This window comes from Alteribacillus bidgolensis (assembly GCF_002886255.1).
Taxonomy (GTDB): Bacteria; Bacillota; Bacilli; order Bacillales; family Marinococcaceae; genus Alteribacillus; species Alteribacillus bidgolensis.
In genome coordinates, this window is sequence record NZ_NJAU01000003.1 from 220,188 (window position 1) to 243,948 (window position 23,761).

Genomic DNA, 23,761 nt, shown 5'->3' on the forward strand with positions numbered 1-23,761 from the left:
ACTTTTTGAATTAAAATACTGAACCATTATTCATAGTTTTCTTCAGCTGCCATTGCGTCTGCTTTCGTTTGATGAACCGTACCAAATGGATGCTCAGGTGGTGCATAGATAGTATAAAGTTTAAGTGGTTTATTACCCGTATTAGTTATATTATGCCATGTACCTGCAGGTACCATGATGGCATAATCATCATACACTCTTTTTTCAAAATCTAAATGGTCTTTCGTATCCCCCATTTGAACGACTCCTTGCCCCTCTTCAATACGCAAGAATTGATCAACGGTGGGGTGGACTTCTAAACCGATATCTCCCCCAACATTGATACTCATCACAGTAACTTGTAAGTGATCTCCGGTCCATAACGCGGTACGAAATGTATTGTTTTGCTTTGTAACCTCATCAATATTTACCACAAATGGTTCCGTTCCATAATCTTTTAATTCAATTCTTCCTCCCATGACTGGTGATTGCCAATAGCAATCACCAAATCTGTTTACATGTTCAATCTCTTCTGGTGTCGTCCAGTACACAGGCTGTCTTCCATAGTTATAAATAGGTACGTTAACATAGTATGGATACATATAAGGAACATAGTACATTTTGATCATTCCTTTCACAGATTTACAAAATATCCTATGCACGATGTCTAGGGAATGTATTTTCACTAATAGTGAGTTATCCAGTGAATTCGTTGTGATCGCATTCATTTTACTTGAGTAAAACGCTAATATAATTAAGACACTTTAAATGTCTAGAGAGGGTTAACCGTTTTAGATAGATGATCCGCAAATATCATATAAATCATCTTTAGCCAAAAATACATTTCACAGCGTGTATTTTTTAAAAATTATATTTTGAGTTCTTAAAGAGGGAATTTTTTTATTTCAGTAGAGCATAATACAAACATGTCATTGTTCCTTTAGAAAGGATGATTGTACTTATGCCTACTGAACTATGGTTATCGATCGTTCCCCCTGTTGTAGCGATCATTTTTGCCATGTGGACAAAACAAGTCATCCCGTCTTTACTTATTGGGTTATGGGTCGGAAGCCTTTTATACACAGGTTCTTGGGTAGAATCCTTAAATCAAACCGTTTCATACATAATGGGTGTTTTAACCGATACAGGTAATTTGGATGTTTTGTTATTTCTCTATATTTTTAGTGGATTAGTCGCTTTGATTCAAGCATCTGGTGGAGTTCAGGCGTTTGCTCGCTGGATCGCCCAATACATTAAAGGACCCAATCAAACGCTGCTTACATCGTGGGGACTCTTACCGATTACGTTTATGGACTGTGGGTTTCGTGTTGTTGCTGGTGGTGCGATGATTAAACCATTAGCTAAACGGTATCACGTTGCCAAAGAACGTTTAGCCTACATGTTAAACAATTCTTCAAGTCCTGTGATTGTTCTTATTCCAATGGCCACGACGTTTATTGGCTACATCATTGGAGTGTTAAATAAAGGAATGCAGGCTGCGGGGATAAGTGGTGATCCTCTAGCTTTGTTTATCCGTTCCCTTCCTTTTCACTTTTTTAGCTATCTCTCGATTGCCATTGCCTTGTTATCTTTAATACCAGCCTTTAATTTTGGAACCATGAAAAACCTAATGAATATCGATCAAAAAGATACCGCAAAGAATAGAACAGGTCGGGTTCCGGACAAACCTGCATTTGCTACCGAATTTTCACGAGAATTCGGAGATGAAAATCAAGATAAAGCCGAAAGCGCAAAAGACCAAATGGGGGTAGCCATGAAAGGGGAGAAAAAAGAGCACGGCATGAAGATGGAGATGGGGATGGACCATGAAGAACCGGTATTAGAACCTCGTCTCTTAAATCTATTTGCCCCGATCATCACTCTTATTTCACTTAGTTTTATCCTCATGTGGGGGAGCGATGAACCATCAAGAATGATGCTTTTATCCTTATTGGTCACTCTTGCTGCTTCCATTGGGTTGTATCTTGTCCAGGGATTAAAGCTTAAAAAAATGACGGACCGTTTCATAAAAGGCGGCAATAAACTTATGGCAACCATTATTATTTTACTTTTAGCTTGGCCTATTTCTGATGTCTCACAAGATTTGGGGCTTACTTCCTTAATCCAAGGAACATTGGAAGGAAATTTACCAGCCGTATGGGTACCTGTTCTCGTATTTGCTGTGACAGCAGCTGTGACTTATTTTATTGGCTCTTCCTGGGGAGCTTGGGCCCTTATGATGCCTGTCGCTATTCCATTGGCCGTAACGACAGGAAGCTCCGTTCCGTTAGTCGTTGCAGCCGTATTTTCCGGTGGAACATTTGGGGATGTCACTTCCCCTGTTTCGGGAATGACAGCCATGTCTGCTGGGATTGCAGATGCTGATCATATGAAGTATGTACGTGCCATGACGCCTTACAATATGACTGCAGCTGTATTATCTGCGATTTTGTTTATTGGTGTTTCTTTTTTCTTCGTCTAATCCCCCCAATGTATATATGATGCGAAATAAGCAAATTTTAAAAAACGAGGGTTAAATAGAAGGGAGGGGAAATTGCTTTATGCCAAGTGTTGTCGATTCATCTGTTCAACAATTTCAAACGTGTATCAATGCTTGTAATCAATGTATGCAAGCTTGTGAAGAATGTTTAACCTCTTGTTTTAAAGAACCTGACGTGCAAGCACGGGCACATTGTATTAACATGTTAAGGGATTGTGCAGACATTTGTGCAATGGCTTCTCAATGGATGTCTCGCGGAAGCATGTATGGGAAACAGTTCTGCCAACTTTGCGCGACCATTTGTGATGACTGCGCAACGGAATGTGAGAAGTTCCAAGATGCTCATTGTCAAGAGTGTGCGAAATTTTGTCGTCAATGTGCAGAGGAATGCCGTAAAATGGCTTCATAAATTAGAAAAAAGCAGGTGGATGTCGTCACCTGCTTTTCTATTCACAGTTATTCAACAACCAGTTAAGCCATAGCAAAGCTGCGACATGCTTGAGCGCAATGTAAGCAAACTTGACCACATCGTTGTGATGGTTTATCGGGATGTTGTAAACAGTTATAACCGCAAATTTCACAAATTTCTGCACATAATGGGGTATCGCCAACAAAATGCGGATTTACCACGTTATGAATTTAAATAGCATAAATAAAAGGGATTTTATCACATGAAGCATACACGTGTTATGTAAATTTATGAAGGTTTATACGACCTACAATTTAATCTTTTTTTACAAGTAACTCTTAACGTTGTTTTTCCGCGTTTTGCTGTTTGTACCCCATAATGAGGCCATAGATTTCGAAAACTTGCTACAACGTGCGAGGTACTTTGCTGTTAACGTACATACATCAGCACAATCCCAAGCGGGCGCGATTATGTAGTGATAAAAGCCTAATTTCTCAACATTTTAAAGGAGAAATTAGGCTTTATTGTATTTAGTGACTCTTAAATTTTAAGTCCCGCCTGATGCTACCACTTAGAGTAAAACAATGAAAAGATCGTTTGTTAATACAATATATCTTTTGCTTCTGATGACAGCTTCGCTGGAACGGTCCAGAAATTAACTCCTTACGACAAATAATTCTGAAAATAATACGCCATTTATCTCTAAAATTCACAGGGGGGTTTCAAATGATCATACAACTTGTCTCAAAAACGAACGTTTTTGGATACTTGATGCTTATGGTAAAAAATGTATAATGGGAGTGAATTCAAAAAATGGAGGCGACAAAAATGAAAAAATTACTTGTTGCAACCTTGTTGATAACACTAACATTATTTCAAACGTCTGGAGTATCTGCAAAGGGAATTGATGTAAATGAGCTTCAAGATGTATTTGAAGAAGCTGCTAAGAAAAGTATGGAAATAGCGAAGCAAAAACGAGAAAAATCTCTTCAATTGGAATCAGGAAGGCTCTCGGTTCGGTAAGGGCCGGGTCGTATTTTTAAGAAAACCACTTAAAAATCTCCCCTTTTCCCCTTGCCTCCCCTCGGTTGGCATGCTGCTAGGCTGTCGCCGAGCTCCAAATGCACCGATGAGACACAACAATTTGTAAGCACAATAAATTATATACTATTACAAATCAAACAACTATTTTAATCCCCATTCTACTTAGAATGGGGATCTTTGTAGGTTTATGCCAAGAAAATTAAACAACTTTATTGTTCGTCAACATAAAGGTGACTTAAGTACTTAAGTGATGTTGGTGGAATTAAGTGTTGATTTAAAATAAACTTTGATTAAAGTTCCTGTATTGATATGCAGGAATTTTTTGTTCCCCAATCGGGCCGGATGTTAAATAAGAGTTGTTGGTCATTGAAGGTCAACCGGAAAATTTATTTTTCTAGTTGGCTTTTATTCGTTAATATCATCAATTTCTTCAGTCGAAAAAGGCTCAGATTTATGATATTGGCTCATAACGTTAATGAATTCTTTTGTTGCAGGTGTGACTTCATCAAATGAGTGTGTAATGATACCGATATCACGAGTTATCCTTGGATTAATATCCTTTATGATTAAATGATGTGACACAGAAGAAAGTGTAAAGTTTGAAACAATACCTATACCTAAGTTATTTTTAACCATATTAATCAACGTTTCCGCATTTTGGACGGTTAGGTTCTCTTTAAATTCAATATTATTTTTTTGGAATATTTTTGATATAGCAATTTCGTGTCCACCTTTACAGAAGATCATTTCATTCTGATACTTTTCCAGGTGAATCTGTTTTTCTTGATTTAATTCATGATCTTCTGGAATGATGGCGACCATGTAATCCTTGTTTAATATTTTAAATTCATATGGATCAAAAGGAGATGAAACGATTCCCATATCAACCGTTCGATCCTCTACCCATTCCTTTATTTGATTGGAGGTGCCTTCCACGAGTTCTATATTAACTAGTGGATATTTTGACCTAAATAAAGCAAGGGTCTTAGGCAAGATGTTTGTTGATACAGCAGGAAAAGACCCCACTTTAACTTTACCGCTTAAAAGTTTATTTTCCCTATTGGCAACTTGATATATTTTGTTCTCAATAAATTTCATTTTTCTCGTCAGGATCAGAATTTCTTTCCCCACTTCAGTAAGTATTAATCCATTTTTTTTATCCCTAATGAACAACTTAATATTCAGGGATTTTTCTAAATTTTTCACTGCTTTACTTACCGCTGGTTGTGATATAAACAGCTCATCAGAAGCTTCAGTAATATTCATTTTTTCGGCAACTTTCATAAATATTCTTAGGTTGTTCATATTCATAACCATTTGGTTATACCCCTTATTAAAAAAGTGTATTTCAGTTATATATCAATATAACATATTATGAAAACAAATAGTAAATCCTTAAGATCTGTTCAAAGTTTCTTAGGGATAATTTCTTTTACTCTTGTTTGGGGACATACACGGATTGCGAAAAGTATCAAACGTTAAACGTCCGGTTACTCAAACTGGATCTCAAAGGAGGCATGCGAAATGCATCAAACGAAGTACGAAAAAACTCAACTCCAGCGTATATGGGTAACCGCCTGGATGGTAACGGCGGTCTTCATACTTTCAAACTTACCCACTCCGCTCTATGTGTACTGGCAGAAGGAAATGGACTTTTCCAATGGTACACTTACTCTGGTTTTTTCGGCCTATATCGCGGGCCTACTTGTGACGCTTCTTGTCGCCGGCCAGCTCTCTGATCGGTTCGGGCGCAAATCTGTGCTGTACCCGGGTCTGACGGCAGCTCTCCTCGCCTGCATCCTGTTTGCTACAGCGTCCTCGGTGGTCGCCCTTGTCGTCGCCCGTTTTCTGTCGGGCATTGCTGTAGGAGTCATCGTCTCGGCGGGGATGGCCTCGGTCATGGATGTCGGCGGATCCGAACGGAAGCCTCTAGCTTCGCTTGCCGCATCCGTCACAATGGTGTTGGGGGCGGGTTTAGGACCACTGCTTGCGGGTGTCTTGGCTGAGGTCATGACCCGCCCAGTGGTTCCGATCTTCACGGTCGAACTTGTTATCTTGGCGATCGCCTACCTTGTTGTGGGTAAACTTCCAAAAAGACGTATTGACTCTCCTCAACAGGGCAGATGGCGTTTGCGTATGCCAAGTGTGCCGTCAGCAAATCGCTTGCATCTGGCTTTCGGGATTGCCGTCTTCGCACCTGGCATTACTGCGACATCCTTTGTTTTATCCCTTGGTCCTTCGCTTTTGTCAAAGCTTCTGAATGTAACAAGCCCTCTTGTTGCGGGTGGCACAGCCTGTGTCATGTTCCTTGCGGCAACCGGTGTACAATTCATGCTCAAGAAGCTGCCCGTGCGTACCATTTTCTTGATTGGTGCAACGTCAACAATCCTGTCTATGCTCAGTATGGCAGGAGCTGTCAACGCCTCTGTTGCCCTGCTACTCGTGATCGCTGCCGTTCTTGCTGGTGTTGGTCAGGGTCTCGGGCAACTTGGTGGTCTGACACTCATCGGCCTTCATGTTCCGGAGCATCGCAGGGCTGAGACCAACGCGATTCTCAATATCGGTGGTTACATCCCAGCTGCCACCCTGCCTGTATGCGCTGGCTACGTCATCGATTATACAGGACTGGCGTTTGGGGCGACCACCTTCACTGCCGTCCTGTCTTTAATAGCCGGAGTTGCAGCGATTTTTGTTCATACACAGCTTCAGATGGATAATTTTAAAAGCATCCCAACTAAGTAAGAAACGGAGTGATATATCATGAAAATATTAGTTATCGTAGTGCATCCAAATATTGAACAATCACGAATCAATAAGGCTAGGAAAAATGAGTTGGGAACAGATAATAGAATCACGGTTCATGAACTTTATAAAAGATATCCAAATGAAGAAATAAATGTTGAAGAAGAGCGGGAACTATTAAAAAATCACAACCGAATTATCTTCCAGTTTCCTATGTATTGGTATAGTTCGCCACCATTATTAAAGAAATGGTTTGATTTAGTTTTTACAAAGGGTTGGGCATATGGACGAAACGGAAATGAATTAAAGGACAAAGAATTTGGGTTAGCCGTTTCAACATTTTCCCCTGAAGAACATTATCAGCAATCTGGCTTAAATGGCCATACAATAGAAGAACTTACCTTTCCTTTCGAGACGACAGTCAACAAAATTAAAGGTGTTTATCTTCCTATATTTGTGCTACATGGCGTAGGAAAAATGCGTGATGACGATTTAAAAAAGGATGCCTTGGAATATAAAAATTATATAACAAGAAAATGTATCAATGGTAAAGGGTCAAAATTCAACTAATCTTTACTATTCCCAATCGGCGATAGGCTTCCTTCACTTTTTTACAACAATTATTTTTGAAATAGAAAGAAAAGACCAAAAACAGGTGCTTTGGATTCCAGTTAAAATGGTTATGAACCCTTTCCTGGAAGCTCATCTAACATAACCTTCTTTCTGTAATAGGGTCGATATTGTGGAAGATCACAGCTATAAATGATCAAACTTTTTTATAAAAATTCCATCTGTATTCAAAATTGTAGGATACATTTTGATCGATCTTTTTTCAAAATGTATTCTTTGAAGTTTCCATACAATGCAGGTTTATGCGCTATTTTTGATCAAACTTTAATTCAAAGCTACATTTCCGCGTTTTGCTGTTACGACCTCATACATATCAAGGATAAGTGAATCCGTGTACAAATACCCAATTAAATACAATAAGAGCGTGTTTTGATCAATCTTTTTTCAAAACACGCTCTTACTATTTGTTCGTTTATCAAGGTTGTTAGCATTATTTTAATCAAACTTTATTAAAGCTACATCTATATCCTAAGTAGAGAACGTGAACCATCAGTGCGGACGCTCTTTATTTTATTATAATTAAATATTCAAAAAGACACAGACTTTACATTCATCGTTTCGACTTGTTTCTACAATTTGAAACGCTGCCCCTATTTTAAATTTTTCGCCGTTGATGTCAATGTTTTTAACAACCTGATAAATACCAGGGGAAATTTTATCTTCAAAAGCGTTTAAATCAACAGTAGTTTGATAAGTCTCTCCTGGTTGAAGTGTGATAAGTTGCTGTGTAAAATGAAGGTTTTCTGTTAATGACGTTTTTACCCATTTGCCATCCTCATATCTTTCAACAGCGTAAGGAGTCCCAAATGAAATAACATGGGATGTCTCGTTTTTCAGGGATAAAGAAATAACTTCGCTAGAGGTATATGTTTCTTTTTCCGTTTCCCAAGAAACTCCATCGACATTCATAGGAGACAATACATCACGGCTTTTTCCTTCAGCATCTGCAGAACATGCCGTTAATAAAAGGATAGCTAATAAGAAAGGAATTGTTTTTTTCCACATCATTTATTCCCCCTTCATTTCATATCTTACATTTTTTTCCTTAGAATGAAAATACAATGGAAAACATTTAGGGTGTTTTTGCCCGTCCCCTCGAATAAGGCATCTTTTTCATCTTATCTGGTTTTTATGCTACAATACTTCAATACCCCGATAAAGCTATAATCACTTATGGCAAGTGCTCCTCCAGATCTTGCGATCCTACAGAAATTATTTAATCACTCGGCCCCAAGCGTTTACGCTAGCCTATATTGGAATGACACAAGATGATCTTGATGATGTTTATTTAAATCTAAATCTCTAGAGAATAGTTTCATACTGGGGGGATTGAAAATGGAAACCATCAAAAAAATTGTAGCAGAACGAAGAACTTATACAGCTACTCAAGACACTCATTCTCATTGTTATGCTCAGTTAATCTTGCCTCTTCAAGGAGAACTTTTGATAAAGGCAGGGGAACAGAATCTCCAACTAGATGACCAAACATTATTTTTTGTTCCTCCCGAGTGCGATCATACTTTTCATTCAGTTGTACGTAACGAGTTTCTGATTTTAGATATCCCTCATTTTATGCTAACTAAGAGCAAGTTACATAATAGGGGAGTTTCCTATAAATTAAATAATCAATGGAAAGGGATTCGATATCTTATCCTGAATGAAATCGATCAACATTCTTTACATCGATCCGCTCTTACGGAGCTCTATCCTTATATTTCACATTATTTACTTCAAGAACAACAACCTAAATCTATTAGGTATATCCATGATCATTATAATGAGAACATTACGGTAAATAAACTAGCTTCACTTGAACACTACAATCGTTCCTATTATTCGGATTGGTTTCTAAAAGAAACCGGGAAATCCCCTTCAATCTATATACAGGAAGTACGTTTGAATAAAGCAAAAGAATTACTACGTAATACAGATTTACCTATTTTACACATTGCTATCCAAGTGGGTTTAGAACATCAATCTTCCTTAACACGTTTATTCCAAAAATATGAGGGAATAACACCAAGCCATTTTCGAAAAAATCAATTTTAGAAAAATAATCCCTATCAATCGGTAAAAACTATGACTTCAAAATCCATTACAATCGGGTTAAACCTAGAAAGGGGATGACTTTGATGTCAATGGATGCCATCGTTGTGATGATTTTTAGTATGGTTTTAATTTGGGGTGGTTTAGGTTATTTCATTTTACGAGCCTTCAAAAGTCGTTCAAAAGACAAACATTTAAAAGCAAATCAAACAAATGATATTTGGTCAAAAGATTCTGATTTTCAGTAAAAAACTCTAATCCAGTGTATGTAAAATTTAAATATAGACTTTGGTTATAGACCAAGTTCCCCCTAATAACTGTGGATCTAACTTTAATCACAGTTATTTTTTCAATAGCTTTTTTAAGGAGCAAAAAGATGAAGACAATATTGGGCTTATTTTTTACACTCTTATGGTCATCTGCGGCGATAGCCACAAAGTTTGGCTTGTACTCTACCACCCCTTTGGTATTGGCTACCACTCGTTTTTTGATTGCTGGAGGTTTGCTATTTATTTATGTTTATTTGTTTCATAAAAAATATCCATGGCCTAAGCCACAGGAATGTATCGGCAGGCTTATTTAATTTATTTGTGACAACAAATCCTTTTGTGGTTGCTTTCTTGTCCTATATACGGTTAAAACGAAAAATTTCTTTACAAGAATGGATAGGGATGATCGTTGCAGCTATTGGATTGTTAATCGCTACGCGGCCATCTATCACAAGCAGTGAGGCAAGTGTAAATGGATTGATTATTTTAGGACTAGGAATGGTATCAATGGCGATTGCAAGTGTTTATTTTAAAAAAATCAATTTAAATCTTCCGAGTATTGTCATTAATACCTGGCAAGTTTCTATTGGTGGAGTTGTTTTAATCCCTATAACCTATATCCTCGAAAAACAAAATTACTTTTTAAAATTGGATTTTAATTTACTAGGATCGTTAATCTGGTTAGTGTTTATTACTTCAATTGGTACGATGCTACTTTGGTTTTACCTGTTGAAACAGGATACGGTAAGGGCTAACACTTGGTTATTCATGACTCCAATTTATGGATATATATTAGCTGCTGTTTTTTAAAATGAATCTGTTACTATTTTTGATATTACAGCGACAGTATTCGTGGTAACTGAATTATTACTTTCGGGCAACATAGCTATCCACCCTACTAAAAAATTTCAAAACAGATTCCAAAATGTTGATTATGATCCTGAGAAGTAAAAATATCAAATAAATTCTGACTACACCTAAAGGAGGAATTCAAGTGAAACGAATTGTTATTATTGGTGGAGGTTTTGCCGGTATGTGGAGTGCAGTAGGTGCTGCGCGAAAACTTCATGAATTACAAATCGAAGGAAATGAAGTTGAAGTGGTCTTAATTAACCGGGATTCCTTTTTAGGCTTACGTCCACGCTTTTATGAAAAAGATCCACACCATTATCGGATCCCTCTTAGTCAAGTTCTTGAACCTGCTGGCGTCAGCTTGATCGAAGGAGAAGTAGGACAAATAGATACTCATTCACAAAAAGTAATGATCCATCAAAATAGGGAGCAGATTGACTTAACGTACGACCGATTAGTCTTTGCTGCTGGCAGCCAATTAGTTCGCCCTAACATCGTTGGATTGTATGAACATGCATTTTCTACGGATACCTATCAGGATGCTATTGATCTTGATAAACATATTAACGGGTTACCCGATTTACCTTACGTAGAGGGTAAATATACTGCCGTCATTGTTGGTGGTGGATTTACCGGAATTGAAATAGCTGCGGAGATGACTTCTCGCTTAAAAGAAATTGCTAGGAAGGAAAATAAAGAATCAGAAGTAAGGATAGTCTTAATTGAAAGAGAATCTGTCGTAGGTCCTGACATGGGAGCAAATCCACGACCCATTATAGAAGAGGCTTTAGGTGATATGCATATAGAAATTTATGTAAATGAAACAGTTACATCCATTGGTTCAGATAGAGTAACCTTAAAATCAGGGAAACGTATACCTTCTCTAACAACAATTTGGGCAGCCGGAATAAAGCCGAGTCCATTAGCGAAATACTTTCCAGTAGAAAAGGATGAACAGGGACGTTTGCCAGTTGATTCATATTTACGAATTGAGGGTTTGCCGTACGTTTTTGCCGCTGGAGATACCGCTCGAGCACAAACCGATGAAAATCATATATCATTGATGTCTTGTCAGCATGCAATGCCTCAGGGGAAATTTGCCGGCCATAACGTTGTATGCGATTTGCTTGGATTGACAGGAATTCCATACAAACAAGAACGTTATGTGACTTGTCTTGATTTAGGTCAATGGGGAGCTCTGTTTACGAATGGTTGGGATCGAATTCCTCAGTATCAAGGAGAAGAAGCGAAAAGAACCAAACGGAACACGAACCAATCAAAGATTTATCCGCCCTTGTCAGGAAATCGCGAAGAAATTTTTGATGCTGCTGCTCCACATTACCTTGTTAAATAACTAAACGTCCACCGCTAAAGCTAGGTGGACGTTTAGTTATTGGTAGATTGCTAAGAATAAGTAGATCATTAACCATGTCAAGGCTATGACTGCTTAGTTTCTACACAAGAATATAAAAAGGTATGTTCCAAATATTGTTTTAGCGTATATTTTCGTTAAAATGTTGGCGGTACCCCATGATGAAAAGATCGCTTGTAATACAATCCATCATTTTGCTCCTGGTGACAGCTTCGCTGGAACTATCCAGATAATTAACTCTTTACGACAAATAATCCTGAAAATAATACGCCATTTATCACTAAAATTCACATTATATCTTAATCCTGTATTTTATTGGAAGATTTGATAGGAAAAACATGGTAAAATACAGCTTGATGAGTAGCGTAAAACATATGAATATTTAAAAAAAGGAGGAGTTCATGATGAAAGGGAAAAGGATCCAGAGGTATTTTCTCGTTTTAACGTTTGCTTTCATTATTCCGTTTTCGACAGCATCTGCTGGAGCAGGAGAATGGGATTTACTAGGGGGAGACAGATTTAGCGATGAGTCAGACATCTGGCTATCTGGTGGAGGCGCTTTTAAAATTTGCCTCAGTTCTGATAGTCAACCAGGTTATTATCGGCTATATGAAGAAGATCCATTTAATAGAGATGATGTCGTATATTCTAATGGTGTTAAAGGTCTCTACTTTAAAACAGCAGGTAGTAATGATTTCGATTCAAATGGTTGTCATGTCTTCAAAGATATTGGTAAATATGTAGATGGGGATCAAGCCGAGTTTTATTTAAAAAAATACTCAGGTGGAGAATCATTTGTATGGTTTTATGACTAATTGGGAATAACCTTAGGCTGAAGGGGGTGATGGCAATATCCTGTCACTACCCCCACAAAGCCATATTGGTTGCAAAAAACAATACGAAATTGTAGATTAGTTGCAATACGGTTTCATTCTGTTCCTCGAGGGAGCTAAGCACTTACATTTTTTTATTTGAGAATAGAGGCACATGGCTAACGATTGTGATTTACCAAAAAAATAATACATCCTTGAGCCATATCTGCTATTCAATTGATGTGGGCAAAAATGTCAAAGCATATACATACCGCCATCTACAGGTATATATGAACCAGTGATAAATTGTGATCGATCACTAACATATAACGCAATCGCCTTAGCAACATCTTCAGGCTGAGCTATCCTTTTCAGCGGTGTCAATGCAGTAAACTCTGACTTAAGTTGTTTCACTTGCTCTCTTGAAGCATTGGTTTCTACTAATCCTGGTGAAATCACATTAGCAGTAATTCCGAATTCTCCAAATTCCTGGGCGATCTGTTTGGCAAATTGGACAAGTGCTGCTTTTGCTGTTCCATGAGTAATAAAGTTTTTTCCTGGAATTTTCGCAGCTGCACTTCCTATATAGACGATCCGTCCATATCTGTTTTCCTTCATGACCGGTAAAATTGCTTGCGATAGATTATAAGCAGCTTTGATTTCATCATTTAGTTTCTGTGAAAATTCCGTCCATGTAATATTAAGAAAAGGCTTTATAACAAAAGGGATGTTGGCATTACTAACTAAAATATCAATCCGTCCCCAATGTTCAAGGATCTGATTGGTCATAAGGGTTACTTGTTCAGCACTACAAACATCTCCCTGAATTTTAACAGCATCTCCTCCATGCGATCGAATTTCATTTGCCACTTGTTCTGCACTTTTATGGTCAGATAAGTAGTTAATTGCAACTTTTATACCCATGCCTGCTAACTCTTTCGCTGTAGCCGAGCCAATTCCGCGTCCAGCGCCTGTAATAATTGCTACTTTTTCTTTAGTCATAAAAACATTTCTCCTTTAAACATGTCATTTTTTAAGACATCAATTAACTTGCTTAAATAGTGTAGTAGCCAGAAGGAGATCACTGATTAAATCAAAAGGTCTATAATTTAAGAGTTTATAAGTTTTCAATGTTTTCCACCAACGTGTAGTACCCACCTTCTGTTCCTTCAATCAGATGTTGGATCTTGTTTAGATGTTCTGTAAAGCGAGATCTTTCTAACCAACTTTTATGAGATTCAATACTCTCCCAGGTAGTCACCATAATTGCCTTGTTATTATCGACTGAACGATGCCAACGACTACTGATCCAACCAGGTACACTTTTGTTTTTAAAGTTTAATAATTCTTCAGATTGGATAGCGACCAATTCATCTAGTTTACCTGGTTTGGCAGTAAATACATTAATCCACACTATTGGTTTATTATTCATTTAAAAAACCTCCTTAAATTAAAAATATCTTTCCTGCTTGTAGTTCTGTTAATATTAGATAAAAAACGCAAAATCTCAAGTGATTTTGGTTAAATCTTAATATTTCTTTCATAGTTTTTTAATATGATCTTTTCTTTTGCAAAAAGTACACCTCCATTAAAAGTCTGCTACAAAATGACAGTTAGTAATGACTGACATTTTCTTTAAATAATATAAGGGGGTTAAAGCCCTGTTGAATAGTTGAGTACTTTATAAACCTTTCAAGTGAAACATTGGAAAATTCATATCATTATCCAGGTTGTTCATAAAGGCGCCGAAATTCAGCATCATAAACGACAACGCCTGTAGCTCTGGGGCCGTTCGAATCAGCCTTCCTTTTTCATAGCCATAAAGTAATTGGTCAAAATTTATATCAATTGTCGAGGATGTTTTTGTGTTCTTTCTCTAAACCCGGGTAAATTACCTTCCTCCTTGATGCTGATTATAATTATTTTCCGGTTACGATTCATAATTTCATGATATGTTCGACTGATCAGGAGCAAATCTGTTTGCAAATCCCATACGAGCTTCTCGTTAAAAAGTTTTGTTATCTCTTCGGCATAATGAAAACGGTCAATCGCTGCCAACTGTAGTTTATTCTTATAGACTGTCAGTACTGACTGTCATTTGGTTATATTGTATTCCAGTTGTTAAAAAATTGTCAAGGGATGGTACCACCATCCCTCTCCAGGCTGACACATTATGTATATATGGAGATAACCCAGAGGCTTTGCGTTTTACCCGTCAACTGAGAGAAGCATTAAAAGCAGAAGACATCAACATCCAAGCCTTTAAGTGATTGAAATGAATGATCTCCACTGCTTTAGAGCAGTGGGGGTCACGAGAAGGGTTCGAACATGCAGCAACCAGAGATGATGCGAAAGAAAAAATTTATTACGTATTCATCTTTTGCAACTGTAAAACCTATACAGTAGTCATCATAGAAAGAATGAAGGGTAAAACAAAAACGGAATAAAAAAACATAATTATAATAGGTAAACATAATAGTTTTTCTGAAAAGTGAAAAAGCCATTCAGTTATTTTTTAAAAAGGGCTCTTGCTCAGGAAAATACAATGTCGATTTCACCATCAGGTGTCAAAAAAAAGCCTATGGAACTTACAGCTTGTATCCCTACAAAGGTGATGGATTTGAGGGAGAAATCATACAAGAAGAACTAGAGGAGGAGAAAAGAAAGGTTGAAGGCCGGATCACCCTTTATTTCATTCTTATGAAATAAAGACAGTAAAGCTTAAAGAGGGTATATTTGTGAAATAAAACATGTTAATCAACATGTTGTTTTCAGGTCACAAAGTACCAGAATTACTGAAACTTATTAGAGGAAATAGGTGGGACAAGGGTTATCCAGTTTTATTGAAACGTTGTAATTTTTGGATGGGGTTAGGGTGAAAATAACAAATTAATAGCTTTTAAGGTGTTGTTTTTCGTTTAGTAGTTAGTAAAAAGAAATCTTCAAGGGATATATTTTGTTAAAAACAAAGTCAGCCGAACTTAGATTTTTGTTCATAATAATATATGAATAAATTTGGAGAAGGAATAAGTAATTCTCACAGACAGAAGAAACTAATTAAATGTATTGCGGTCAAAATTTACAGATCACAAAGGTATTTAGAGAAAAATCTGAAAGGTATTTTCCCTGGCTAACAGATGCAACCTCTAAATTGGGATGAGTTTAATGTTTCTGTTGATACAAATGAGGAAGGAATGTACGTGATTAAAAATCACAACAAAATAAATTAGTAATGAGAAAGATATCATAAACGAAATCTTACATTTCTTTAACAAGAATAAACCCCGTCCTATATTTAGACGGGGCTTATGTTTAAATATTACTCGTGATAAATTACATATCCTAATGGCTACATGTGTATCAAAAAATCTATCGTTGTTCGTGATTATTTTCTTCTAATTCCTCTACATCCTCTTCAACTTGAGATTCAATTTCATCTTTCTTTTCTTCTGTTAAATGATCAAACAAAGGATTTTCACCTTCGTTCATGATTGTGTAAGTATTAGTTTGTGAAAAGGAAGAGATGGGAAGTGTATTTAAATTCCAATAACTTATACCGTCATTAATGGCCTCTTGATCATCAGGATCATCAAAATATGATTTATACCAACCAAGATAAGAAGTACCTGAATAAATCTGATAAGCTCCAGCAGCTGTTCTTAATAAAGCAGATGAAAATCCTGCTGCTCTTCCTGTATAACCATAATGCATGTTCCCTAAGTATTCTCCATCTACAGTTTTACCATCAAAAGTAAAGCTACCTAAATATGTACGTTTATAGTCCCAATCTCCGCCAGATCGCACCTTTTCTGCAAAAAATTCCCCTGTACCAAGAGGATATGTTGAACCATACTCCTTTTCATTGTAGGCATAGTAAGCTATTACTGCTGCATTTTCTAGTGTTGTTTGTGAAAAACTAGAAGTAATATCTGTTGCAGCATCAGTATTGCTACTAAAACCTATTAATATACCAACACCTAATAAAGTAGAAAATAATTTTTTCATATAATTCCTCCTTTTAGCAATCTAATACTACTGTATTTGAATCTCCATTTTCTTTCAATATTTTACAAAAATTTGTATTACTGCATAACTAAAACAATAAATATTAACTAAAAATTCTAGAAGGACTTTGCTAATAATTTACAATGCTATTTTTAACAATTTTTTGTACTAATGTTGATACTAGAAAAGGCTATAGAAAGCGTAATTATTCATAATATTAATTTGTATAGGGTTTTTATTTTTCGTACTTTGTGAGCATTTCAAGTTGTAAATATATATGTTTACATATAATCATGGAAAGCTGTGGAAATTGGAGGTAATTTTTTGTTTGGTTTAAAAAATTTCTTGCTGTTAGTCGTTTAGATTGGGGTGTTTTGAATGCTTAAGACCAAAAAAAAACTTTTGTTATTCCTCTTAGTAACTGTATTAATAATCACTGGAGTAATTGCTTATGTCATTTATTGGGCATTTTTTAGCTTAGATCGTCTTCCGGAAGGGGAATTTGTTACGAAAGAAGTTTCACCAGAAGAAACTTATACGATTAATGCCTATATTACTAATGGAGGTGCTACAACTCCATATGCTATTCGAGGGGAACTGGAGTGGAATAATAAAAATCGTAAAAAAACCATTTACTGGGAAGATAAGGATAGTGTAGATATTGAATGGCAAAGTGAAGATGAAGTTATAATAAACGGTCATTCAATAAAAATACCAAATGGGACATATGATTTTAGAAGAGAATGAAATTCTTTTTAAAGGAATGAAGAGGGTAGGTTAACGGATTTTAGCCTTATTTTATTCTACCTACAAATTGGCGCTTTACCTCATAGGGGTAAAGCCTTTTTTGTTTAAAACGAATTTTTATAAAAAATGTGAATTAACAATTGGTTCAGGAGGAGTATGACAGCATTAGTAAAACTTACTTAACTAAAGGACGCTTTTACGGAAGAAAAAGAATCTGGCGTACCACTGCAATTATGCATGCGGTACGCTGGATTCTTTTATTATGTTAATTCTTTAATAACCCTTCTCTAACTTTAAATGCTGAATGTTTGATTGAGTACAAACAATATGGGAGTGTTGTTGAACTAATATTTTCCAATATTTTTTCTTACACTGTTTCAAATAATTAAAGTTTTTTTACTGTTATATGTGTTCGCCCCTGTTTATTGAAATGACGTTTGTAGCAGTAATCTTCACTTTAAGTCAATCCATGTTAGTCTTTGTAAATGTGTACGTACTAACACAAGGTGAAGTTTAATAACTAAATACGATTTCATAATCCTCACTTAAGTTAAATTAAAGTAAAAACCCCAGTGTTATAAAGCTTTCAATATCATTCAAATAAAGGAATTCAGCCTTAATTTTTCCAAAGGCTTTTCGAACACAAACATCTAAAAAAGATCAAAAAGTCGCATAAAACGTTTAAATGCTGCTCATTGGTATGTCAACACTAAACTGGACAAATTTTTAAAGGTGCATATTGGTTCAATCATATTCGAATTCATGGATCACTAGATTACTTAACGCCGGCTGAAATGTTCTTGCATGATGCGTCCAATACAACGACGGGATACTGTCCACCTTAGATTTTTGTTCGCCTGACTTGACTATATTCTTTTTCTTTAAACAGGATTATTGTTCATAATAATATAGGAATAAATTTGGAGAAGGAATGAGTAACTCTCACATACACGAAGAACTAATTAAATGTATTACGGTCAAAATTTAAAGATCACAAAGGTATTTAGAGAAAAATCTGAAAGGTATTTTCCCTGAATTGGAAGGGGAAATGAAGACGATCACGTTGAGAGCGCTTGCCGAACCTAATCGATTACAGTATTGAGCTCTTGCGCAGTGGCCCTCTCATAATTAATAATAATATACCTTACGTTTATTCAATCAGGTTTTTATGCTCTAAGTTAATGTAGAAAAATTTATTACGTATTTATTCATATCTTTTTAATTGTAATTACTTACACAGTAGTCATTATAGGAATTGAAAGGTAAAACAGAAACGGAATAAAAAAACGTAATACGTAAACGTAACAGTTTTTATTAATAGTTAATAGAAAACAATTCAGTTACCCTTTTAAAAAGGCCCTGGTAGAAAATACAATACTGCTTTCACCATGTAATAAAATCGGCGGAAGGGGAAGCCATTATTGGACGGTTGTACGCAACATGGATGCCTGAGAGGACGTGTCGTATTTAATAGCGAATTAGGGGGAATGCAATCTTTTAAAAAATCAGAGGAGGAGAAGAAAAGTATAAGGCCTGATCATCCTAAATTTTATCCTTATTAAAGCTAAAATTATAAATCAAGAAGCCGTGGAATTTTGTAATTCTGCATGATTTCTTTGAAAAAGATTATTTAGATCTTCTTTCAAATGCAAATACATTTTTAAGGTTCTTCTGCTAAAGAAAGAGGTTTAAGATTTTCTAAATCTCAAAATATCAAGTAATCTTATGATTTTGAGACAAAATAGCTCATGGGTTTGTTACTACTGATAATATATCTTATGTAAACTAATTTAAAATTTAAACATATAATAATGAAGATTTATACATCTTCTCTCTCTTCCACGACAATTTATAAAGATATTGATTAGGATAAACTCTATCTTTGGCATTTTTATTTCCTTTCGGTGCTGCTTTTTTGTGTGCACACTTTTTTCTTTGGGTGCACCCTTTTTTCGTTTCCAACCGTACCGCCTTTTCCATGATTTGACCGTATTAATTGAGACATCATACTTCTCCGCAATCTCTTTATATTTCACAGGCCTTTGATGTAATTTTTTTCCGCTCTAATATGTTTTTCTACCACTTTACATCTGTTTGTTTTGGAACAACAGAAAAATCATCCCTTAGAATGCTACTCAATATATGACGATGAAAAATTGCACACTGGACAAGAAGCTATATCAACACCATAACTGTCAGAAATATGCGATCTTATTAATTTTTTGTTGTCATCCCAACATGAAGTACAAAAAGGACCCTCTTCTTGCCCTTTGTCGTATATGAGAAATAGAAATGTCCCTTCACAAAAAGGCTTTTATCATATTTTCTTCACGCTTTAATTCTTTTATTTCTTCCTTTAATTTTTGATTTTCCTCTAACATGTCATATACTTCACTTTGCAAATCAATGATTTTTGCATTTAAATCAATATCTCCTATTTTTTAACAGACAGATTTTTTTACGTTTCTTTCGAAAGAAGAATTACCTTATGCTCGAAAGGATTTTTGTCTTTTTTTGTCGAACATCACACAAAATCTGTAATATTTAGTATAGTTTTGGTCTTATAGGTTCAAGTCTTTAGGCGGTGAATTTGAAAATTTAATTGTATTGCTAGATAAATATAAAAAGGAAAAACAGTCCAATCGGGAGCAAAGGAGAGTTAATTAAGTATTTTTATAAGAGACAAAATTTCGAAAGATAACAAAGTCTTGAAATTATAGTTAGGAGGTGCGAAAGAAGATGGCATTTAGGTTTCGAAAAAGTGTAAAAGTAGCACCAGGAGTAAAGTTGAATGTTGGGAAACGTGGAGTAAGTACAACTGTTGGTGGAAAATCAGTTAGAGTAAGTTCTAGTTCACGCAGAACTTCTGTTGGCTCCAGTGTACCTGGCACTGGTGTTTCTTATCATAAACAGGTTGGTTCTAAAAATGTCCGATCGAAAAGTAATAAAAACAAGCATCAAGGAATGACAGGCCAGGAAGAAGAACATCAGCAAAATCAACCAGAACAACAAGTAAAACAGTATGAAGATCACCTTGTTATGCTTACATCCTTACACGAAGAGGTAACGGATGGGATTGATTGGAAGGAAGTCTCCCTCTCTGCTGCTCCTTTTACGCCTCCTGAGGACGGAACACATGTTAAAAAACTAAATAAACAAATTGAAAATTTCAAACCAACCTTTCGAGATCGATTTTTTAACAGGTCCCAAAGCCGTATAGAAAAAATGAAATCTCAGTTACCTGAAGCTAAAGAAAAAGACCTTGAATTATATAAAAAGTGGGAAAACGATGTAGACCAAGCATATAAGGTTTTAGCTGGTGATCGAGAAGCTTGGACCAAGGTAATTAAAACTCAAAATCCTTTTGAAGATATAGCAGAATTAGGTGGTTCAATTAAATTCTCTTTTGAGGAAAATAGAAACATTGTCATTGTTAATCTTCACATTGATAAAAGTGCTGTCCCTGCCAAAGAAATCTCTCTCACCAAAACTGGTAAACTATCACAAAAAAATATGCCAAAAGGGAAGCATTTTCAATTGTATCAAGAATATGTTTGCAGTTGTGCCCTTCGAATAGGGAGAGAATTCTTTTCTTTACTTCCATTGGATTCGGTCCTTCTTCATGTTTATGGAGAAGCTGAAGAAACCAATGGCTGTATTCTATCTGTTTTAATAAAAAAAAGTGATTTAGAACAACTCTCTTTTACACAAATAGATTTTTTGGAAGTTATAAAGACCTTTGAACATAACCTAAAGTTTCTTAAAACTAAAGGTTTCAAGACCGTCGAGGAGGTTAAAGAATTTTGAATGGTTGTTTAGGAATTATTATTTTGATTTTATTTATAGCATTTGTAATTAACTTTCCACTATTTAGTATTGGATTAGCTATTGCTGTCTGGGGAGCATATGAATTGATGATTAATAGAGACTTGGGGGCTAAATCTAAGAAACCCGGAATCATAATATCTCTGGGTCTAATTCTAGTTATAGGTAGCTTTACTATAGGCTCTACAGAAGAAACAGAAGTTTCCCAAGAACAAGAAGAAACTTCTGAAACTGCCAGTGTAGAATCTGACGAAGATGATACAAGTGAAGAACAGCAGAATGAAAGTAACACTGAAGAAGATGATGATACAGAGTCTGAAGAAGAAAAAGAGGAAGAAGAGTTAGAGTTAGAGACAGAGGAAGAAAATGAAGCAGATGAGGAAGAAGAAAACACAGACACATCCGAGGACGAACCACAAGAACAGTCTGTTAATAAGGATGAAAGTGCTAAAGTTACATCCATTGTAGATGGCGACACTATTAAAGTTAATGTCCATGGAGAGGAAGAAAGTATACGACTCCTATTAGTCGATACACCAGAGACCAATCATCCAAACCTCCCTGTTCAAGAATATGGACCAGAGGCTACCGAATTTGCTAAAGAAGAATTAAGTGGTAAAGACGTTGAGCTCGAATATGATGGTCCAAAACGTGATCATTATGACCGTCTTCTTGCTTATATTTGGGTAGATGGTGAATTGTTCAATGAAATGCTATTAGAAGAAGGGCTGGCTCGCTATGCCTTTGTATACGACCCTCCTTACACACATTCAGATACCCTACAGGCTGCTGAAGATCAAGCAAAAGAGGAAAATAAGGGTATCTGGAGCATTGATGGCTATGTAACTGATGATGGCTTTGCGGAGGAAAAAAGCTCTTCTAATAACTCAGGGTCTTCTGGTAGCTCCAGTTCTTCAGGAAGCTCTTCCTCAAATGACTCAGGATCTTCTTCAGGTTCTTCTGAAGAAAATGTACATTATGAAAACTGTACTGCTGCTAGAGATGCAAGAGCTGCCCCTGTTCGGGAAGGAGATCCTGAGTATGCATCACACCTTGACCGTGACGGGGATGGAATTGGTTGTGAATAAAAACGGCCCTCTTTTGGGCCTTCTCTCTTACCCTTTACCTTCTAATTTATTATAAGACGCACGCCATCTAGAAGCAGCCCTATTAACTCTAACTATACCAAGGACTTCAACCTCAAAACCATTCTCCTCAAAAATCTGTCGTGGTAGTTTTCCATTCCTATTTTCAGATATAAAAATCTCTTTAGGACTGCAGGATAGGCGTAAAGATAATTCAGGTAGGCCAACTAAGAGAGAGCTTACCTTAGAAGAAAAAAATGCTAGATTAGAAGCACAAATTCAATTTTTGAAAGCTGAGAATGAGTTACTAAAAAAGTTAGATATGATGGAAAGGGGGTTAGAGGGAAACGAGTAAATGTCACTGTTAAACAGAAGTTTCGGTTAATACGTTCAGTGATTGAAAAGTACGCACTTAAAAATGCGGTGAGTTTCTTATGCGAAATTTCGGGAGTTTCTCGTTCAGGTTATTATAATTATTTTTCTGTAGAGTCTCAAGAAAGAAGAAAACGACGAGAAAAAGAGGACTTGATACTAAAAGACAATATCTTGAAAGCCTTTCACTTTAAACGGCGTCATAAAGGTGCACGGCAAATTAAGATGACGTTAGAAAGACAGTTTCATATTACTTACAACTTAAAGCGAATTCGAAGAATTATGAAAAAATACAACATTGTATGCCCGATTACAAGAGCCAATCCTTATAAAAAAATGTTGAAAGCTACATCAGAACACTCGGTAGGGCCTAATTTATTAAACCGGGAATTTAAACAATAAATCCCAGGTAAAGTATTACTTACTGATATTACATACTTATATTACGGTAAGGGAAAGAAAGCTTATTTATCAACTATTAAAGACAGTTCAACAAATGAAATATTGGCCTATAACGTGTCCAATCGACTTACTTTAGATTTAGCTACTGACACATTAGTAAAGTTAAAGAAGAATGGAAAAGTAAAGTTTTCGGAAGGATCCTTTATTCATTCTGATCAAGGAGTACACTATACGAGTCCTACTTTTCAAAAACATGTAAAAAAACTAGGGTTAGATCAATCAATGTCAAGAAGAGGAAACTGTTGGGATAACGCCCCACAAGAGTCCTTCTTTGGTCACTTTAAGGATGAAACTAATATAAAACAGTGTCATTCTCTAGAAGAACTTAAAAAGGAAATGAGAAGTTATATGGGATACTATAACAACTTCAGATATCAATGGAACTTAAAGAAGATGACCCCTGTTCAATACAGAAATCATCTTCTCCCTGTGGCGTAACCTTTATTAAAGCTGTCCTTTACACGGTACATTTTAAGAATCTATTTGATACTTACGTAATGGATTGGAAGTTGGTTACTTCTTTTTTTAGGCGTTCCTTTCTTAATACTTTTCTAGTTCCGTAGAGGCTGCTGTATTACCAAGTTTCCCAGTTATATTTTTGGTTAGTTGC

22 protein-coding genes and 2 pseudogenes are annotated in these 23,761 nt (G+C 36.1%); 15 read left to right on the forward strand and 9 right to left on the reverse strand.

Features of this window, described 5'->3' with window-relative positions; genetic code table 11:
* Positions 1-26: 26 nt before the first annotated feature.
* The gene (locus CEF16_RS22405; protein ID WP_091588198.1) at positions 27-599 is read right to left on the reverse strand and encodes a cupin domain-containing protein; all 573 of its coding nucleotides are present in this window, start codon (positions 597-599) and stop codon (positions 27-29) included.
* Between the two features lie 341 nt (positions 600-940).
* Between CEF16_RS22405 and CEF16_RS22410 the strand changes: the two genes are divergently transcribed.
* Entirely contained in the window at positions 941-2,461 is a 1,521-nt protein-coding gene (locus CEF16_RS22410) for a Na+/H+ antiporter NhaC family protein (protein ID WP_170032339.1), read from the forward strand.
* Positions 2,462-2,540: 79 nt separating this feature from the next.
* Positions 2,541-2,888: a four-helix bundle copper-binding protein gene (locus tag CEF16_RS22415; RefSeq protein ID WP_091588201.1), complete on the forward strand. Its 348-nt coding sequence runs from the start codon at positions 2,541-2,543 to the stop codon at positions 2,886-2,888.
* Between the two features lie 62 nt (positions 2,889-2,950).
* On the opposite strand, the gene CEF16_RS25545 is transcribed toward CEF16_RS22415, so the two are convergent.
* Positions 2,951-3,109, reverse strand: coding sequence for a four-helix bundle copper-binding protein (locus CEF16_RS25545; protein ID WP_483860549.1), 159 nt, complete (start codon positions 3,107-3,109; stop codon positions 2,951-2,953).
* Positions 3,110-3,213: 104 nt separating this feature from the next.
* Positions 3,214-3,360 carry a four-helix bundle copper-binding protein gene (locus CEF16_RS25550; RefSeq protein ID WP_483860550.1) on the reverse strand — a complete coding sequence of 49 codons (147 nt, stop codon included), beginning with the start codon at positions 3,358-3,360 and terminating at the stop codon, positions 3,214-3,216.
* 356 nt (positions 3,361-3,716) lie between these two features.
* Between CEF16_RS25550 and CEF16_RS22430 the strand changes: the two genes are divergently transcribed.
* Positions 3,717-3,911, forward strand: coding sequence for a hypothetical protein (locus CEF16_RS22430; RefSeq protein WP_091588203.1), 195 nt, complete (start codon positions 3,717-3,719; stop codon positions 3,909-3,911).
* A 426-nt stretch (positions 3,912-4,337) separates the two neighbouring features.
* On the opposite strand, the gene CEF16_RS22435 is transcribed toward CEF16_RS22430, so the two are convergent.
* Positions 4,338-5,249, reverse strand: coding sequence for a LysR family transcriptional regulator (locus tag CEF16_RS22435; protein WP_091588205.1), 912 nt, complete (start codon positions 5,247-5,249; stop codon positions 4,338-4,340).
* Between the two features lie 207 nt (positions 5,250-5,456).
* Between CEF16_RS22435 and CEF16_RS22440 the strand changes: the two genes are divergently transcribed.
* Positions 5,457-6,674 (forward strand): MFS transporter, encoded by a 1,218-nt coding sequence (locus tag CEF16_RS22440; RefSeq protein ID WP_091588207.1) that lies wholly within the window; start codon positions 5,457-5,459, stop codon positions 6,672-6,674.
* A gap of 18 nt (positions 6,675-6,692) precedes the next feature.
* Positions 6,693-7,244 carry an NAD(P)H-dependent oxidoreductase gene (locus CEF16_RS22445; RefSeq protein WP_091588209.1) on the forward strand — a complete coding sequence of 184 codons (552 nt, stop codon included), beginning with the start codon at positions 6,693-6,695 and terminating at the stop codon, positions 7,242-7,244.
* Positions 7,245-7,823: 579 nt separating this feature from the next.
* Here the strand turns inward: CEF16_RS22445 and CEF16_RS22450 are convergent.
* Entirely contained in the window at positions 7,824-8,312 is a 489-nt protein-coding gene (locus CEF16_RS22450) for an immunoglobulin-like domain-containing protein (protein WP_141395269.1), read from the reverse strand.
* Between the two features lie 327 nt (positions 8,313-8,639).
* Here CEF16_RS22450 and CEF16_RS22460 point away from each other — a divergent pair, with 327 nt between their 5' ends.
* The 5 genes from CEF16_RS22460 (at position 8,640) to CEF16_RS22475 (ending at position 12,658) form a co-directional block, all read left to right on the forward strand.
* Positions 8,640-9,353: a helix-turn-helix transcriptional regulator gene (locus tag CEF16_RS22460; RefSeq protein WP_091588213.1), complete on the forward strand. Its 714-nt coding sequence runs from the start codon at positions 8,640-8,642 to the stop codon at positions 9,351-9,353.
* An 83-nt stretch (positions 9,354-9,436) separates the two neighbouring features.
* A complete protein-coding gene (locus CEF16_RS23455; protein ID WP_170032342.1) occupies positions 9,437-9,598 on the forward strand; it encodes a methionine/alanine import family NSS transporter small subunit in 162 nt (53 codons plus the stop codon).
* A gap of 267 nt (positions 9,599-9,865) precedes the next feature.
* Positions 9,866-10,429: a DMT family transporter gene (locus CEF16_RS22465; protein WP_091588214.1), complete on the forward strand. Its 564-nt coding sequence runs from the start codon at positions 9,866-9,868 to the stop codon at positions 10,427-10,429.
* 184 nt (positions 10,430-10,613) lie between these two features.
* Complete coding sequence (locus tag CEF16_RS22470) at positions 10,614-11,825, forward strand: NAD(P)/FAD-dependent oxidoreductase (protein WP_091588216.1); 1,212 nt, start codon at positions 10,614-10,616, stop codon at positions 11,823-11,825.
* A gap of 419 nt (positions 11,826-12,244) precedes the next feature.
* Positions 12,245-12,658: a hypothetical protein gene (locus tag CEF16_RS22475; RefSeq protein WP_139186022.1), complete on the forward strand. Its 414-nt coding sequence runs from the start codon at positions 12,245-12,247 to the stop codon at positions 12,656-12,658.
* Positions 12,659-12,910: 252 nt separating this feature from the next.
* On the opposite strand, the gene CEF16_RS22480 is transcribed toward CEF16_RS22475, so the two are convergent.
* Complete coding sequence (locus CEF16_RS22480) at positions 12,911-13,657, reverse strand: SDR family oxidoreductase (RefSeq protein ID WP_091588219.1); 747 nt, start codon at positions 13,655-13,657, stop codon at positions 12,911-12,913.
* Between the two features lie 115 nt (positions 13,658-13,772).
* On the reverse strand, positions 13,773-14,087 hold the full coding sequence (locus CEF16_RS22485) for an antibiotic biosynthesis monooxygenase family protein (protein WP_091588221.1): 315 nt from the start codon (positions 14,085-14,087) through the stop codon (positions 13,773-13,775).
* Between the two features lie 697 nt (positions 14,088-14,784).
* Between CEF16_RS22485 and CEF16_RS25495 the strand changes: the two genes are divergently transcribed.
* Positions 14,785-14,925: a LamB/YcsF family protein gene (locus CEF16_RS25495; RefSeq protein ID WP_367888751.1), complete on the forward strand. Its 141-nt coding sequence runs from the start codon at positions 14,785-14,787 to the stop codon at positions 14,923-14,925.
* Positions 14,926-16,024: 1,099 nt separating this feature from the next.
* On the opposite strand, the gene CEF16_RS22495 is transcribed toward CEF16_RS25495, so the two are convergent.
* On the reverse strand, positions 16,025-16,660 hold the full coding sequence (locus CEF16_RS22495; protein ID WP_091588223.1) for a polymorphic toxin type 44 domain-containing protein: 636 nt from the start codon (positions 16,658-16,660) through the stop codon (positions 16,025-16,027).
* A gap of 378 nt (positions 16,661-17,038) precedes the next feature.
* On the opposite strand from CEF16_RS22495, the gene CEF16_RS22500 reads away from it, so the two are divergent.
* The gene (locus tag CEF16_RS22500) at positions 17,039-17,407 is read left to right on the forward strand and encodes a DUF5412 family protein (protein WP_091588225.1); all 369 of its coding nucleotides are present in this window, start codon (positions 17,039-17,041) and stop codon (positions 17,405-17,407) included.
* Between the two features lie 1,884 nt (positions 17,408-19,291).
* Here CEF16_RS22500 and CEF16_RS22505 read toward each other — a convergent pair.
* Positions 19,292-19,490 (reverse strand): annotated as a pseudogene (locus CEF16_RS22505) (RNA polymerase sigma factor); the annotation flags it as partial.
* Positions 19,491-20,146: 656 nt separating this feature from the next.
* On the opposite strand from CEF16_RS22505, the gene CEF16_RS22510 reads away from it, so the two are divergent.
* The 3 genes and pseudogenes from CEF16_RS22510 to CEF16_RS24675 form a co-directional block, all read left to right on the forward strand.
* Positions 20,147-21,214 (forward strand): DUF4236 domain-containing protein, encoded by a 1,068-nt coding sequence (locus CEF16_RS22510; RefSeq protein ID WP_091588226.1) that lies wholly within the window; start codon positions 20,147-20,149, stop codon positions 21,212-21,214.
* Positions 21,211-22,320 (forward strand): thermonuclease family protein, encoded by a 1,110-nt coding sequence (locus tag CEF16_RS24170; protein WP_245918034.1) that lies wholly within the window; start codon positions 21,211-21,213, stop codon positions 22,318-22,320. Before CEF16_RS22510 ends, CEF16_RS24170 begins: the two co-directional genes overlap by 4 nt.
* 181 nt (positions 22,321-22,501) lie before the next feature.
* Positions 22,502-23,589: pseudogene (locus CEF16_RS24675) on the forward strand (IS3 family transposase); the annotation flags it as partial.
* Positions 23,590-23,761 lie beyond the last annotated feature (172 nt).